The 15573-nt window shown below is 44.2% G+C and carries 15 protein-coding genes; all 15 read left to right on the forward strand.

The window, feature by feature from the left end:
- A complete protein-coding gene (gene uvrA, locus HLI_RS16440; protein WP_128525999.1) occupies positions 1 to 2877 on the forward strand; it encodes an excinuclease ABC subunit UvrA in 2877 nt (958 codons plus the stop codon).
- 67 nt (positions 2878 to 2944) lie between these two features.
- Positions 2945 to 3316 carry a YojF family protein gene (locus tag HLI_RS16445; RefSeq protein WP_128526000.1) on the forward strand — a complete coding sequence of 124 codons (372 nt, stop codon included), beginning with the start codon at positions 2945 to 2947 and terminating at the stop codon, positions 3314 to 3316.
- On the forward strand, positions 3309 to 3968 hold the full coding sequence (bshB2, locus tag HLI_RS16450; protein WP_128526001.1) for a bacillithiol biosynthesis deacetylase BshB2: 660 nt from the start codon (positions 3309 to 3311) through the stop codon (positions 3966 to 3968). Before HLI_RS16445 ends, bshB2 begins: the two co-directional genes overlap by 8 nt.
- 110 nt (positions 3969 to 4078) lie before the next feature.
- Positions 4079 to 5113: a DUF4097 family beta strand repeat-containing protein gene (locus HLI_RS16455; protein ID WP_128526002.1), complete on the forward strand. Its 1035-nt coding sequence runs from the start codon at positions 4079 to 4081 to the stop codon at positions 5111 to 5113.
- A 30-nt stretch (positions 5114 to 5143) separates the two neighbouring features.
- Complete coding sequence (locus HLI_RS16460; RefSeq protein WP_128526003.1) at positions 5144 to 5497, forward strand: phage holin family protein; 354 nt, start codon at positions 5144 to 5146, stop codon at positions 5495 to 5497.
- Between the two features lie 237 nt (positions 5498 to 5734).
- The gene (gene hprK, locus HLI_RS16465; RefSeq protein WP_128526004.1) at positions 5735 to 6667 is read left to right on the forward strand and encodes an HPr(Ser) kinase/phosphatase; all 933 of its coding nucleotides are present in this window, start codon (positions 5735 to 5737) and stop codon (positions 6665 to 6667) included.
- A gap of 14 nt (positions 6668 to 6681) precedes the next feature.
- Positions 6682 to 7515: a prolipoprotein diacylglyceryl transferase gene (gene lgt, locus HLI_RS16470; RefSeq protein WP_128526005.1), complete on the forward strand. Its 834-nt coding sequence runs from the start codon at positions 6682 to 6684 to the stop codon at positions 7513 to 7515.
- A 13-nt stretch (positions 7516 to 7528) separates the two neighbouring features.
- Positions 7529 to 8485 carry a nucleoside recognition domain-containing protein gene (locus tag HLI_RS16475; protein ID WP_128526006.1) on the forward strand — a complete coding sequence of 319 codons (957 nt, stop codon included), beginning with the start codon at positions 7529 to 7531 and terminating at the stop codon, positions 8483 to 8485.
- Positions 8460 to 9098 carry a pyrophosphatase PpaX gene (gene ppaX / locus HLI_RS16480; RefSeq protein ID WP_128526007.1) on the forward strand — a complete coding sequence of 213 codons (639 nt, stop codon included), beginning with the start codon at positions 8460 to 8462 and terminating at the stop codon, positions 9096 to 9098. Before HLI_RS16475 ends, ppaX begins: the two co-directional genes overlap by 26 nt.
- Before the next feature lie 4 nt (positions 9099 to 9102).
- Complete coding sequence (locus HLI_RS16485; protein WP_128526008.1) at positions 9103 to 9633, forward strand: acyltransferase; 531 nt, start codon at positions 9103 to 9105, stop codon at positions 9631 to 9633.
- Positions 9630 to 10190 (forward strand): glycerol-3-phosphate responsive antiterminator, encoded by a 561-nt coding sequence (locus HLI_RS16490; protein ID WP_128526009.1) that lies wholly within the window; start codon positions 9630 to 9632, stop codon positions 10188 to 10190. Before HLI_RS16485 ends, HLI_RS16490 begins: the two co-directional genes overlap by 4 nt.
- A gap of 106 nt (positions 10191 to 10296) precedes the next feature.
- Complete coding sequence (locus HLI_RS16495; protein WP_128526010.1) at positions 10297 to 11112, forward strand: MIP/aquaporin family protein; 816 nt, start codon at positions 10297 to 10299, stop codon at positions 11110 to 11112.
- Entirely contained in the window at positions 11112 to 12611 is a 1500-nt protein-coding gene (gene glpK, locus HLI_RS16500; RefSeq protein ID WP_206659621.1) for a glycerol kinase GlpK, read from the forward strand. The genes HLI_RS16495 and glpK overlap by 1 nt, the downstream gene beginning before the upstream one ends.
- Positions 12612 to 12839: 228 nt before the next feature.
- Positions 12840 to 14513 carry a glycerol-3-phosphate dehydrogenase/oxidase gene (locus tag HLI_RS16505; protein WP_128526012.1) on the forward strand — a complete coding sequence of 558 codons (1674 nt, stop codon included), beginning with the start codon at positions 12840 to 12842 and terminating at the stop codon, positions 14511 to 14513.
- A 168-nt stretch (positions 14514 to 14681) separates the two neighbouring features.
- A complete protein-coding gene (locus HLI_RS16510) occupies positions 14682 to 15503 on the forward strand; it encodes a hypothetical protein (RefSeq protein WP_128526013.1) in 822 nt (273 codons plus the stop codon).
- The last annotated feature ends 70 nt before the right edge of the window (positions 15504 to 15573 follow it).

Here is a 15573-nt window from a genome sequence, read left to right on the forward strand (position 1 = left end):
ATGGCCAGTAAACATATCAGTATCAAAGGAGCACGGGCTCACAATCTGAAAAATATCGATATCGATATCCCGAAAAATAAACTGGTCGTCATGACTGGTTTATCCGGTTCAGGAAAATCATCGCTAGCTTTCGATACCATTTATGCAGAAGGACAGCGTCGTTATGTGGAGTCCCTGAGTGCTTATGCAAGACAGTTCTTAGGTCAAATGGATAAACCGGATGTAGACTCGATCGAGGGTCTGTCTCCGGCTATTTCCATCGACCAGAAAACGACAAGCCGTAATCCACGCTCAACAGTCGGTACAGTTACCGAAATCTTTGATTACCTGCGGCTTTTGTTTGCCAGGATCGGAAGACCGACATGTCCGAAACATGGAGTGGAGATCAGTTCTCAAACTGTCCAGCAAATGGTCGATCGTGTGATGGAATATCCAGAACGGACGAAGCTTCAAATCCTTGCTCCTGTCGTCTCCGGTCGTAAAGGAGAGCATGTGAAAGTTTTTGAACAACTTCAAAAAGAAGGGTATATCCGTCTGCGAGTTGACGGAGAAATGCGGGAGATTTCCGAGGAAATATCATTAGAAAAGAATAAAAAACACTCGATTGAAGTCGTCGTCGACCGAATTGTTGTGAAAGATGGAGTCGAAGGCCGTCTTAGTGATTCGATAGAAACGGCATTGAATCTCGGTGGCGGTCATACGATCGTTGATGTAATTGGCGAAGAAGAGTTGAAGTTCAGTGAACATCATGCATGTCCGATCTGTGGCTTTTCAGTGAGTGAACTGGAACCGAGAATGTTCTCATTCAACAGCCCTTATGGTGCATGTAATCGTTGTGACGGCCTTGGCACCCAACTTGAAGTTGACATCGATCTTGTCATCCCGGACTGGAGCAGATCTTTGAACAAGCATGCGATTGCCGCCTGGGAACCGCAAAGCTCACAGTATTACCCTCAACTACTTAAAAGTGTCGCAGATCATTATGGAATTGATATGGACAAGCCGTTCAAGGATTTGCCGGAAGAGCATAAAGAACGTGTGCTTTACGGAAGCGGCGATGAAAAGATCCACTTCCGTTATGAAAACGACTTTGGAAAAGTGAGGGAGAATGAAATATTCTTCGAAGGGGTCATTCCAAACATTTCCCGTCGTTACCGTGAGACTAGTTCTGATTACATCCGGGAACAAATGGAAAAGTATATGGCTCAAAAACCATGCCCGAAATGTAAAGGGAACCGTCTGAATGAGGAAGCTCTTTCCGTGCTGATCAACGGGAAACACATCGGTCTCACGACAGATTACTCAGTTACAGAAGCTAAGGAATTCTTCGAGTCTCTGGAACTCACTGAAAAAGAAGAAACGATCGCTCGGATGATTTTGAAGGAAATTTGTGAACGTTTAAGTTTCTTAGCTAACGTAGGTCTTGATTACCTGACCTTATCCCGCTCAGCAGGTACACTTTCAGGTGGGGAAGCACAGCGGATTCGACTGGCTACCCAAATCGGATCAGCTTTGACCGGCGTTTTGTATGTGTTGGACGAGCCGTCGATCGGTCTTCACCAACGCGACAACGATCGTTTGATCAATACCCTGAAACGGATGAGGGATCTGGATAACACGCTGATTGTTGTCGAGCACGATGAAGATACGATGTTGGCTGCCGATTATTTAATTGATATCGGACCTGGAGCAGGAGCGCACGGGGGAGAAATTGTCACACAGGGAACCCCTAAACAAGTAATGAAGAGTCGTACGTCCTTGACCGGGCAATATTTATCAGGCAAAAAATTCATTCCGCTGCCAGCTGAACGCAGGAAACCGGATGGCCGATACTTGTCCATCCGAGGAGCGGAGGAGAACAACTTGAAAAACGTTGATGCAGATATTCCTCTGGGACTGTTTACAGCGGTAACCGGTGTTTCTGGTTCTGGAAAAAGTACGCTCATCAACGAAATATTGTATAAATCTTTATCCATGAAACTTCATAATGGTAAGCGAAAACCCGGCAAACACAAAACAATCGAAGGGATCGATCAGCTTGATAAGGTCATCGACATTGACCAGTCTCCGATTGGCCGTACACCACGGTCGAACCCGGCTACGTATACAGGCGTGTTTGATGATATCCGTGATGTTTTTGCTCAAACGAACGAAGCGAAAATCCGTGGTTATAAAAAAGGGCGTTTCAGCTTCAACGTCAAAGGCGGACGTTGTGAAGCCTGCAGGGGAGACGGAATTATCAAGATAGAAATGCACTTCCTGCCAGATGTGTATGTCCCTTGTGAAGTTTGTGATGGGAAACGATACAACCGGGAAACGTTAGAAGTGAAATATAAAGGGAAAAGTATTGCAGATGTCCTTGGAATGACCATTGAAGAGGCGTTGGACTTTTTTGCAAACATTCCTAAGATCAAACGTAAATTGCAGACAGTGGCAGATGTAGGGCTGGAATATATCAAGCTCGGTCAGCCGGCGACAACGTTGTCCGGCGGTGAAGCACAGCGCGTGAAGCTGGCAAGTGAATTACACCGTCGTTCCAATGGCAAGTCCTTCTACATTTTGGATGAACCGACGACAGGTCTTCACGTTGACGATATTTTCCGTCTCTTGAATGTGTTGCAGCGTCTTGTGGAAAATGGGGACTCTGTATTGATCATCGAACACAATCTCGATGTGATCAAAGAAGCAGATCACATTATCGACCTCGGTCCTGAAGGGGGAGATAACGGTGGGCGGATCATTGCCGACGGCACACCGGAACATGTCGCCGAACAGGAAATTTCCTATACAGGCCGTTATTTGAAACCAGTATTAGAAAGGGATCGAAAACGTATGGAAGAGAAAATGAATACACGGGAAGAAGTAGCTCAAAAGTAGATGTTTTGACGCTGACCTTCAAATTGAGTATCGTTTTACACAGAAAGGTTTGATGGGGGGACTAGTAATGGAAGCGATCATACAAGAAAATGTTCAAAATAAAATCGATCGATTAGCGAACAAGAAAGTTTATGTTCATTTAGAAACGACAAACGGTGCATATGCCAGTCACTTTGATGAAAATGCTTATAATGTGGGTGCTTTTATCCGTAACGCTCAAGTGGAATTCCAACACGGGAAAATCGTCAGCACAGGAGGTTCTTATCGTGTAGGTCTGAAACTGGATCTTGGCTGGGTTTACGCTGAAGGTGTGACGGACTACGAAATCGATGATAAGGATCGTCTGTTGATGGCTGGCCACGATCGGGAAGGGCGATTGATGGTGGCATTGGAAATCAGTGAAACACCTTTTTCTCATGAGGCTGATCCAGATGAGTAAAGAAAATGTCGTAGTCATTTTTCCACACCCAGACGATGAATCATTCGGTGCTTCCGGAACGATATCTAAATTCCGTGATGAGGGTGCTTCCGTCACATATTTGTGCGGGACCCTCGGGGAAATGGGAAGAAATATGGGAAATCCGGTTTTCGCTAATCGGGAAACCCTTTCTTCTTTTCGGAAAAAAGAGCTTCAAAACGCTGTGAAGCAACTGGATATTGATGTAGAACTGTTAGGCTACCGTGATAAAACTCTGGAGTTTGAACCCCGTGAGCAAGTCGCCGCGCATTTGAAGGAGAAGATTGAAGCTTTGAATGCCACGATTGTTATTACACATTACCCTGGTTACGCGGTCCATCCGGATCATGATGCTTTAGGGGCTGCAGTGGTAGAAGCTGTTGAGAATATCGAGTCCTCAAAACGTCCCGCCGTATGGATGCATGCAATCTCCAACAATAGTGAAAAAGATCTTGGGGAACCGGACATCGTTTATGATGTAAAACCTTACTGGGAGCGGAAATTGGCAGCGATCAAAGCCCACTTATCCCAGGCAGACGGAATGATGAGCTTGATTGAAAACCACGATCAGACAGCTGCACAGTTGGAAAGATTAAAGACTGAACGTTTTTATCGATATACATTTACAACCTGATTGACTTACACCCTGGAAATGACTAGCTTGTCTTTTTCAGGGTGTTTTTTTGGTTTTTGAATCTTTAAAGTAGGGAATAACGTAAATGGATATAAAGGAGCTGATTTTTTATGAATGAAGAACGTATGAAAATCCTGCAGATGATTGAAAAAGGAACGGTTAGTGCCGAAGAAGGCGCTAAGCTGCTTTCTGCAGTTGAAGAGGGACCTGATAAGGGCAGTGCTGCTCAAGAGGAAAAGAAGAAATATGGCCTCAAACATTTCCTCGGCGATGCTGTCGAGAAGATCAAGAATTCCGATTTTGATTTATCTTTTGGTGAATACGTAGAATTCGATCATGAAACCGAACTGGAGCCAGCTGACTTTCATGATGCGGATTTTTCCATTGCTAACGGTTCATTGGAAGTTCATACATGGGAGAAGAATTATGTGAAGGCCACATCCCATGTGAAAGTATATCAAGTGGAAAATGAGGAAGAAGCCCGACAAAGGTTTCACGACGATGTCCAATTTGAAATCAATAATGATCTGCTGCGTTTAGCAAGCCCTTCTAAAAAAATCAAAACGAATGTGGAACTGTTTTTACCGAAGAAATCGTACACTTTTGTGAAGTCTAAATTGACGAACGGACCTTTGCATATGGATGGGTTGAAGAGTGAGCACTTTCAATTGAAAACATCCAATGGTCCTGTCGAGCTCAGTAATGTTTCAGGGGAAACGTGTAAACTTGAAACAGGAAATGGAGCCATTACCTTGACCAATGGTGTATTCGAACAATGCTATGCTGATACGATTAACGGAGCGATCACCCTTGGTGGAGCCTACAGCAAAAGTGATGCCTCTGCGGTCAGTGGCAGCATTACAGTCAACCATACTGGTAACAGAGCCCACACCGGTTTTTATAAAACGACTACAGGCAGTGTGAAAGTTTCTCTACCGACTGAGAAAAAAATCGATGGGGTATTGCGTACAAAAATGGGAAGTCTATATTGTAAACTCGATAATTACAAGATTCTCAATGATAAAAAAGAAGTTATGAACAAACTATTGGAATTTGAAGCATACGAACAATTTGAGGATGCATATCATATAGAAGCAGAGACGAAGACAGGATCTGTGACGGTCAATCCTCCAGTGCAACTGTGATTGTTCATGAGAAGAAGGCAGGTGTAAATCATGAAAAATTGGTTATTGCACATAGTAGTCAACGCTGTTGCGATCATTGCTGTCGGAGCATTGTTCGCCTCCGTCAGTATTGATGGAATCGGCGGGGCACTTTTAGCTGCCCTCATTCTATCTATATTGAATGCGATTGTGCGGCCGGTTCTTGTAATTTTAACTTTACCGATTACGATTTTATCGCTCGGTTTATTCTTATTCATCATTAATGCCATCACTCTTTGGCTGACAGATCTCTTCTTGGGAGGTACATTTGATATCGATGGTTTCGGAATGACGATAATATCCGCAATCATCATTTCCGTGATCAACCTGATATTGAACAGTTTAATCAAAGACATGAAAAAATGACTTTTGAATGCCGTACAGGAGCCATCCTTCTGTACGGCATTTCTTTGATTTATCGAAGTTTTTAACTGGACGGTTCAATTTCAGCAAGTCCAAACCTTGATATCGTAGCGGAACTAAGTATTTTGAAGCTGCTTGAGCTTGTTTACTCAATGATATATGATGCACCTACTATCCAAGATTATATAAAAACGTGCTACAATAGGGGACAGTGATTGATGAATGAGGAGGTTGTTAAATATGAGCAAGGTCCGTACGCAAGATTTGTTGACACAGTTCGCACTTGAGTTAGTTGCTGGAGAAGACGGTGTCCACCGTGAAATACATATGAGTGATATTTCTCGCCCAGGTGTAGAAATGACCGGGTATTTCAAGTTTTATCCGAAAGACCGTCTCCAATTGCTGGGGAAAACAGAACTCTCATACTTTAATGAATTGACGAAGGAACAGCGTAAGGAACGTGCTGAGAAACTTTGCACAGATGTTACGCCTGGAATCGTTATTACACGGGGAATGGATATTCCTGAAGAATTGTATCATGCCGCAAATGAAGCAGGGGTTCCACTTATGCTGTCACCCTATAAAACGACACGTGTGATCAGCCGTCTGACGAATTTCCTTGAAACGAAATTCGCTCCATTTACAGCTATCCATGGTGTTCTGGTCGATATCTATGGGATTGGAGTTTTAATTACGGGCCAGAGTGGTGTCGGTAAAAGTGAGACAGCATTAGAACTAGTGAAGAGAGGCCATCGTCTTGTAGCTGATGATAGTGTGGAAATACGGCAAGAAGATTATGATACATTGATCGGAAACAGTCCGCCATTGATTGAACATCTTCTGGAAATTCGCGGGCTTGGCATCATTAATGTGATGACATTGTTCGGTGCAGGAGCAGTACGTAGCTATAAACGTATTACCCTTGTCATCAATCTTGAATTATGGGATAAAAATAAACAATACGATCGTCTTGGATTAGAAGAAGAGACTATGAAAATCATGGACGTGGAAATCCCGAAAGCGATCATCCCTGTCCGCCCAGGTCGTAACCTTGCTGTCATCATTGAAGTTGCAGCGATGAACTTCCGTTTGAAACGGATGGGTGTAAATGCTGCGGAAGAGTTTTCGGAACGTTTGACTAAAGTGATCGATCAAGATCAGAACAATGTGTAAGGGAGGAATTCATTATGACTTGTACACCTGAACCGTTAAATCCGGTCTTCCTCCAACTTGGTCCACTCTCGATTTATTGGTACGGGCTTATCATCGCGACAGGGGCCTTCTTAGGTCTGTGGATTGCGACTAGAGAAACAGAGCGCTTGGGATTAAAGAAAGACTATATGGTAGACATTGTCGTCTATGCTATTCCGGCAGCCATCATCTGTGCCCGTTTGTATTATGTGATTTTTGAATGGGACCGGTACGCCGGAGGGCCATGGTGGAAAGTGTTTGCTGTGTGGGAAGGTGGCATTGCCATCCACGGAGCATTGATCGGGTCTGTTTTGACAGCTTTGATATATACAAGAGTAAAAGGATTGTCATTCTGGCAAATGGCGGATATCGCTGCTCCTAGTCTTATCTTGGGGCAAGCTATTGGCCGCTGGGGAAACTTCATGAACCAGGAAGCTCATGGGGGGCCTGTTTCAGAGTCGTTTTATAATAACTTCATGCAGTATTTACCTGAATTCATCAATCAGCAAATGTGCATAGATGGTACTGTCTACCATCCGACATTCTTATATGAATCGTTATGGAATATTGTTGGGTTCATCTTATTGCTTGTCCTTCGCCACAAGTTCAACCCTCGTCGAGGGGAAGTGTTCTTGAGCTATGTCATCTGGTATTCTGTTGGACGGTTCTTCATAGAAGGAATGCGTACAGACAGTTTGTATTTGTTCGGTGAAATCAGAACGGCCCAGTTCATTTCTATTCTTCTTGTTGCCGGTGCCGTTGTATTGATGGTGTATCGCCGCAAGAATGGGATGGCGAATAAATATTATAGCGGAAAGAAAGTAAAATAAGGGAGCATGTATCATGAAGGGCATATTACAAAGAGGAATCAAAAAAGGGGTCGATCTCACTTGGACGCTTGGGAAAGTCATTTTTCCAGTGACATTGATCGTAACCATCTTACAATTCACGCCGATTTTGCCCTGGGTGATGGAACGGCTGGAACCGATGATGGGGTGGCTCGGTCTATCTGGAGAAGCAGCTGTTCCTCTTGTTCTCGGTAATTTTTTGAACCTTTATGCAGGTATCGCGGCTATAATATCCTTTGAGTTTACTGTAAAGGAAGTTTTCATTTTAGCGATTATGATGTCTTTTTCCCACAACTTGCTGATCGAGTCGACGGTGGCCAAAAAAGTCGGGGTCAGCTGGTGGTTTGTTGCAGGGGTTCGTTTAAGCCTTGCTTTCATATCGGCGGCAGCCATCAATTTCTTTTGGAAAGGTGGAGGAGAAACCGCTAAGTATGGGTTCACTCCAGAGAAAACGGCAGCTCCTGAAGGATGGACTGAGATCATCTTCCAAGGTTTGCAGACGGCTTTCATGGGGATAATCCAGCTTGCCTTGATTGTCATCCCTTTGATGATTTTCATGCAGTATTTGCGGGAAAAAGGATGGTTGGACCGTTTTTCTGAGTGGGTTGCGCCGGCGACGAAATTTCTCGGTATGGAGCGTAACACTTCGATGACATTAGTGGCCGGACTGACCATCGGCCTTGCTTACGGGGCTGGTTTGATGATTCAAGCGGTAGAAGAAGATGGAGTTTCGAAAAAGGACATGTACTTAGCATTGCTTTTTCTCGTTTCTTGTCATGCTGTCGTTGAGGATACACTTATTTTCATCCCGCTCGGTATTCCGGTTTGGCCGCTTCTTCTCATCCGATTATTGACGGCAGTCGCATTGACAGCAGCCGTCGGTTTCATTTGGAATAGACTACAACAGAAAAGAAAGGATACATCTAATGAGCATACGTACCATTCTCTTTGATTTAGACGGGACGTTGATTGATACCAATGAATTGATCATCGCTTCCTTCACACATACGATTGAGCAATATGCCGACAGACCATATGAGCGGAAGGAAATACTCGATTTTATCGGTCCTCCTCTGAGGGATAGCTTGAGTAAAGTGAATCCGGCGAAAGTGGAAGAGATGATTGTAACTTACCGTAAACATAACATCGAGAACCATAACAGTTATGTTAAAGCATATGACGGTGTCGTTGAAACGATCAAAACTTTGAAAAAGCAAGGCTACCGACTTGGGATCGTGACAACGAAAATGCGTAACACGGTGCAGATGGGCTTGGAACTGACAGGGCTGGACGGGCTGTTTGAAACAGTGATTACACTTGATGATGTAAAGAATGCAAAGCCACATCCGGAACCTATCGTCAAGGCGTTGAGTCATCTTGATTCCCAAGCATCGGAAGCATTGATGGTCGGAGACAATACTCACGATATTGAAGCAGGTCAAAATGCAGGAACGAAAACTGCCGGTGTCGCTTGGACGATCAAAGGCAGAGAAGTGTTGGATAATCTTAAACCTGATTATATGCTGACACATATGAGTGAGCTAGTAGAAATTACAGGGGGATGACCTTATGAGAAAAACGGAGCGCTATCCGGTAAAGGGAGCTAATTCCTTATGGCACATTTATAAGACGGTGCCGTTTTTCAAAGTGGTCAAAAACTTCGTCATCATCCAACTGGCTCGCTATACACCATTCCTAGCCATGAAAAACTGGTTATACCGTACCTTTCTCCACATGAAAGTCGGGGATCAGACCGCCTTTGCACTCATGGTCATGGTCGACATCATGTTTCCGGAGAAAATCAAAGTCGGACGCAATACTGTGATCGGATATAATACAACGATTCTCGCCCATGAATATTTGATTGAGGAATTCCGCCTTGGCGATGTCATCATTGGGGATGAGGTATTGATCGGTGCCAATTCGACGATTTTACCTGGAGTGACTATCGGAGAAAAAGCTGTAGTATCGGCGGGGACACTCGTGCATAAGAATGTCCCGCCGGGGGCTTTTGTCGGTGGCAATCCAATGCAGGTGATTTATACGAAAGAACAGATGGAAGAGCGGAGAATGCATCTGGGAAAGGGTGGAAGCCTGTGACGTTGAGCCAGTCAATTTTGCCCGCCGTGAAGAAGATAAAAGAGTTTGAGGCATTGTTGGATAGTGAGACAGATTATATCATTCTTTTGGAAAGCCGGTTAGGACTCTTGAGAAAACTTGTAAAAGTTGGCCAAAAAGCCGGAAAGAAAATTTTCATTCATGTCGATTTGATCCAAGGCTTGAAGGCAGATGAATACGGGATGGAATATCTTGGGCAGGTAGTGAAACCAGATGGAGTCATTTCGACGAGAGCTCACGTGATCCACCAGGCGAAGAAATACAATCTCCTTTCAGTCCAGCGGTTGTTTTTAATAGACAGTCAAGCCATTGAACATAACGTGAAGATCATCCAAAAGACAAAGCCGGATTTCGTTGAAGTTTTACCTGGCATATTACCGGGTATGATAGAAGAGATAAAGGACCGTGTAGGAGTTCCTGTCATTGCCGGAGGATTGATCCGGACAGATGCAGAGGTTGATCAAGCCCTTGCTTCAGGAGCTGCCGCAGTCTCTACTTCACGATCTGATTTGTGGCGCTTTAACAACGAGAATACATAATCACCTTTCGTGAATGAGGCTGACGGATCCACACAATGATTAGAGACTGCTGATCAATGTGTGGTTTTTGTTCGTCAATTGTGGAATGCAGAGAGGAGATCGCATCATGACTGAATTTATGGGTGAACTGATTGGAACGATGATTCTCATCATTTTCGGGGCCGGAGTAATCGCCGGAGCCAATTTGAAAGCGACTAAAGCAGAAGGAAGCTGGGTACTCATCACTATTGCCTGGGGCCTTGCCGTTGCTATGGGGGTTTATGCTGTCGGTCAAGTGACAGGTGCTCATATTAACCCGGCAGTGACCCTCGGATTAGCGACTGTAGGTGACTTTGCCTGGGAGAAAGTGCCGATGTATATCCTTGCACAGACAATCGGAGCATTTATCGGTGCGACGATTGTATTCTTTCATTACCTTCCGCACTGGAAGGATACAGAAGACCAGATGGCAATGAAGTCAATCTTTTGTACAGACCCAGCTATACGTAGCCCGATTTCTAACTTAGTGAGTGAAATCATTGGAACATTCGTATTGGTTATGGGAATCCTTTTCATAGGGGCGAATGATTTTACAGATGGTCTCAATCCCTTGATTGTCGGCTTATTAATTGTTGCAATCGGGATGTCGCTTGGTTCTACAACGGGCTATGCGATTAACCCTGCCCGTGACCTTGGACCGAGGATAGCACACGCTGTTCTGCCGATTCCAGGTAAAGGAGGATCTGACTGGGGTTACGCGTGGATTCCTGTGGTTGGTCCAGCTATCGGTGGAGTTTATGGCGGTTTGTTTTATCAGGCGATTTTCAAGGGTAGTGCCAATGTATGGTTCTGGATTGGAACTTTAATCATTTTAGCAATTATGCTTTCCTCGATGAGAGTGGAACTTAAGAAAGTTTATCAAACTGAAGAAGGAGTGGAATAATGGGAAAATACATTTTATCTATTGACCAGGGTACGACAAGTTCAAGAGCGATTTTGTTCAACCACGATGGGGAAATCGTAGAGACAGGTCAGAAGGAATTTGAACAGTATTTTCAAAAACCAGGCTGGGTGGAACATGATGCCAACGAAATTTGGACCTCTGTGCTTGCATGTATTGCGGATGTACTTAGAAGAGCTGACATCGAAGCGGATCAAGTGGCAGGGATCGGAATTACAAACCAGCGTGAAACGACTGTCGTTTGGGATAAGAACACAGGTAAGCCTATATATAAAGCTGTTGTTTGGCAATCACGCCAAACGCAAAGCATTTGTAATGAACTGAAGGAACAGGGATATGAGGATACCTTCCGTGATAAAACAGGTTTATTGTTGGATCCATATTTCGCAGGCACAAAGGTGAAATGGATTTTGGACAATGTTGATGGGGCGCGCGAAAAAGCTGAAAAAGGCGATTTGATGTTCGGAACGATCGATACATGGCTGGTCTACAAGCTCTCAGGAAAACAAGCCCATGTGACCGATTATTCTAATGCTTCCCGCACGCTGATGTATAATATTTTCGACCTTAAATGGGACGGTGAGCTTCTTGAAATCCTTGATGTACCGAAGAGCATGCTTCCTGAAGTGAAGCAGTCCTCTGAAGTTTATGCCCATACTGTCGATTATCACTTTTTCGGTAAGAAAGTGCCGATTGCAGGAATTGCAGGGGACCAGCAAGCCGCTCTCTTCGGACAAGCTTGTTTTGAAAAGGGAATGGCCAAAAATACGTATGGAACTGGTGGTTTCATGCTTATGAACACTGGTGAAGAAGCCGTGAAATCAGAGAACGGTTTATTGACGACCCTCGCATGGGGGCTTGATGGTAAAGTCGAGTACGCCCTCGAAGGTAGTATCTTCGTATCAGGTTCTGCCATACAGTGGCTCCGTGACGGACTTAATATGATCGAGACCTCGCCTCAAAGTGAAGAGGTGGCCGGAGAAGTATCTTCGACGGAAGGTGTATACGTCGTCCCTGCGTTTGTAGGACTGGGCACTCCGTATTGGGACAGCGAAGCTCGTGGAGCTGTCTTCGGTTTGACTCGCGGTACGAAGCGGGCGCACTTCGTCCGGGCAACCCTTGAATCTCTGGCTTACCAAACAAAGGATGTTGTCGATGCGATGGTCGAGGATTCTGATATTGAACTGAAAAAACTTCGTGTTGATGGCGGAGCAGTAAAGAATAATCTGCTGATGCAGTTCCAAAGTGATCTCCTTGATGTTACAGTCGAGCGTCCAGAAGTGAATGAAACGACTGCACTTGGTGCTGCGTATCTTGCAGGATTAGCCGTCGGGTTCTGGGAAGATCGTAAGGCAATTGAAAATCAATGGAAAATGGAACGGGAATTCGATCCATCTATGAAAGAAGAGAAAAGTAAGAAGCTTTATAAAGGTTGGCAGAAAGCGGTGGAAGCTACAAGAGTATTCAAACAGGAAGATTAATGCTTTGACACACCCCCTCATTTTGATATAATTGGGGTATAAGTTAATGGCAACGGTCGGAGATATGGAGAGACCACGAACCTTTATGCTGCGGTATAAAGAGATTCGTGGTCTCTTTTTTTAGAATTGTTTCGCTTAAATAAGCAATTCTACACATAAATACCCTCCATTTAGGGAATAACCGTATCAGACCATTAAAAAGAAGACAACGGAAGAAGGAGAGATCGTATGCAATCATTTTCTAGTTACGAAAGACAAGAACAATTTGACCGTATGGCTCAAGAAGATTGGGACGTCCTAGTCATCGGTGGGGGGATTACTGGATCTGGTATCGCTCTGGACGCTGCCAGCCGCGGCATGAAAACAGCTGTCGTTGAGATGCAGGATTACGCAGCCGGGACTTCCAGCCGATCCACGAAACTTGTGCACGGTGGATTAAGATATTTGAAACAGTTCGAAGTCAAAATGGTGGCTGAAGTCGGCAAGGAACGTGAAATCGTTTATGAAAACGGCCCACATGTGACGACACCAGAGTGGATGATGCTTCCTTTCCATGAGGGAGGAAACTTCGGCCCATTTTCAACGAACATAGGGTTGCGCGTATATGATTATCTTGCTGGTGTAAAAAAATCCGAACGCCGTTCAATGATGAGTGCTGAAGAAGCACTGGAGCGCGAACCTCTCATAAAGAAAGAGGGTCTTAAAGGCGCAGGATACTATGTCGAGTATAAAACTGATGATGCACGCCTTACGCTTGAAGTCATGAAGAAGGCGGTTGATTATGGTGCCTGTTCTTCCAACTATGCTAAAGTCGTCGACTTCATCTATGATGAAAATGGATCGATCGTAGGTGCAAAAATCGAGGATACCGTTACGGGCGAGCAATACCATGTGAAGGCGAAGAAAATCATTAATGCCGGTGGTCCATGGGTCGATGAACTACGTGAAATTGATGGTTCGAAAAAAGGGAAAACATTGCAGCTTACCAAAGGTGTCCACCTTGTTTTCGACCAATCGAAGTTTCCGCTCAAACAAGCTATCTACTTCGACAGTCCGGATGGTCGGATGATTTTTGCGATTCCTAGAGATGGTAAAACGTATATTGGAACGACAGATACGACTTATGAGGAAAAAGAGGATATCGCTCATCCGACGATGAGGGAAGAAGATCGGGAGTATATTTTAAATGCGATGAAGACGATGTTCCCTACAGTAGAGGTTTCAGAAAACGACGTCGAATCCAGCTGGGCAGGTTTACGTCCATTAGTACATGAAGAAGGCAAAGATCCTTCTGAGATCTCTCGTAAAGATGAAATGTTCATTTCGGATTCTGGTTTGATTTCCATGGCTGGTGGTAAGTTGACAGGGTACCGTAAGATGGCTCAAACAGCTGCTGATCTTGTCCGTGACCAACTGATGGAGGAATATGGAATTCGTTACTCTGATTCAGAAACAAAACGCATGCCGATTTCCGGTGGTGATGTGGGAGGATCGCAAGGGTTCAAGAAATTCAAAGAAGAGCGTACCCGAATAGGTGAATCCATCGGTCTCAGTAAAGAGGAGGCTGAAAAGCTGATCCGCCTGTATGGTTCGAATGTCGATGTGGTCTTCCACAACTATCAAAAGCGCCAGCAAGAAGCAAACCAAGCGCAAATCGATCCAGCCGTTTTTGCTCAGCTCGTTTATGCGATGGAACATGAGATGACAGTCAAACCGGTTGATTTCTTCGTCCGTCGAACGGCAGCGCTTTTCTTCAATATTAATTGGGTTAGAAAGCATAAAGCTCCGGTCATCGATTATATGGCTAAGGAATTGAGTTACACGGAACAACAAAAACAAGATTATATCAATCAACTTGAACGCTTATTAGAAGAAGCTGTCAAACCAATCGAATATGTATGATAATAGTGAGAAACTCTTCCTCTTTTTGAGGGAGAGTTTTTTTCGTGAACCAAATCCCAGCCTATAGAGAGATTTGATACAAAAAAGCAAGTAATCTATTCGTTTTTTATCGCCTTATGATAAAATTAATAATGGATATGAAAGATTTACCAGTATAGGGGGATCGAAATGACCCATGTGCAAACATTAATCTATCAAGATGCAAGAAGGCAGCTGATTGCAGGCAGTGTTTTATCAGTGATCGCCCTTGTTTTTATCATCGGGGTTATTACAGTAACAATAAGCAGCCTCCTCATTTCCCTTTTTTATGCCGCTATTTTTACGACATCTGGACTAAGTCTTTTGCGTACGGGTTACCTTGACTTGAAAAAATCTCGGCAGACGGATACGGATTTTATGGAAGATGAGGTATCCCTGATCATTGAAAAGGTACCTGCGCGTATGTATGTCGGGCATAAGCCGAAGAAGTCCTATCAGGCAGGACTATTTGATATGGATGGTGAGCTTTATGGAGAAATTCAAGAAATAGCCGGTGTTAAAAATAAGCTCCTGAGAGGCATTCAGTTTGTCAATTTTTTCGAAAACGTCCGTTCTGCTGATTTTATTTTGAAAGATAGGAACAACCATGCATTATATCAAATCGAAAAAAAAGGCGGGTTTTCCTGGAGAGGTTATGTCCAAAACCAGGAAGGCTTTTATGTAGCTTATACGAAAGATACAAAAAATAAGACTACAGGCCAACGTATTACCCGCTATATTGAAGCAGACCAGTGTCGCTGGAGTTGTGAAGGTGACGGATACATTGGTCACTTCTCCATCAAAGATCAAGACGGAAGAGTATGGGCTGTGATCAAACGTGGGGCAATTCCAAGAGAAGCTGCTGAGCGCTTCGAGCAGATGCCGGGATATTTAGTGGAATGGGAAATCCGTGAACATATTCCGGCTTCACTGCTTGCCTTCATATTTTTACTGCAATCACGGGATCAGTGACCGTCCTTTCAGAGAATACCTCTCTGAAAGGCTTTTTTTATTTAATGAAATAGTCGAGATCATGGACCAT

The sequence above is a fragment of the Halobacillus litoralis genome (assembly GCF_004101865.1).
Classification (GTDB): domain Bacteria; phylum Bacillota; class Bacilli; order Bacillales; family Halobacillaceae; genus Halobacillus; species Halobacillus litoralis_A.

Excerpts from the sequence above, each read along its gene's own strand:
- HLI_RS16460 (WP_128526003.1), top strand. The coding sequence starts at position 5,144 with ATGAAAAATTGGTTATTGCACATAGTAGTCAACGCTGTTGCGATCATT.
- HLI_RS16445 (WP_128526000.1), top strand. The coding sequence starts at position 2,945 with ATGGAAGCGATCATACAAGAAAATGTTCAAAATAAAATCGATCGATTA.
- HLI_RS16455 (WP_128526002.1), top strand. The coding sequence starts at position 4,079 with ATGAATGAAGAACGTATGAAAATCCTGCAGATGATTGAAAAAGGAACG.
- HLI_RS16485 (WP_128526008.1), top strand. The coding sequence starts at position 9,103 with ATGAGAAAAACGGAGCGCTATCCGGTAAAGGGAGCTAATTCCTTATGG.
- HLI_RS16505 (WP_128526012.1), top strand. The coding sequence starts at position 12,840 with ATGCAATCATTTTCTAGTTACGAAAGACAAGAACAATTTGACCGTATG.
- HLI_RS16510 (WP_128526013.1), top strand. The coding sequence starts at position 14,682 with ATGACCCATGTGCAAACATTAATCTATCAAGATGCAAGAAGGCAGCTG.
- ppaX (WP_128526007.1), top strand. The coding sequence starts at position 8,460 with ATGAGCATACGTACCATTCTCTTTGATTTAGACGGGACGTTGATTGAT.
- glpK (WP_206659621.1), top strand. The coding sequence starts at position 11,112 with ATGGGAAAATACATTTTATCTATTGACCAGGGTACGACAAGTTCAAGA.
- HLI_RS16495 (WP_128526010.1), top strand. The coding sequence starts at position 10,297 with ATGACTGAATTTATGGGTGAACTGATTGGAACGATGATTCTCATCATT.
- bshB2 (WP_128526001.1), top strand. The coding sequence starts at position 3,309 with ATGAGTAAAGAAAATGTCGTAGTCATTTTTCCACACCCAGACGATGAA.
- uvrA (WP_128525999.1), top strand. The coding sequence starts at position 1 with ATGGCCAGTAAACATATCAGTATCAAAGGAGCACGGGCTCACAATCTG.
- lgt (WP_128526005.1), top strand. The coding sequence starts at position 6,682 with ATGACTTGTACACCTGAACCGTTAAATCCGGTCTTCCTCCAACTTGGT.
- hprK (WP_128526004.1), top strand. The coding sequence starts at position 5,735 with ATGAGCAAGGTCCGTACGCAAGATTTGTTGACACAGTTCGCACTTGAG.
- HLI_RS16475 (WP_128526006.1), top strand. The coding sequence starts at position 7,529 with ATGAAGGGCATATTACAAAGAGGAATCAAAAAAGGGGTCGATCTCACT.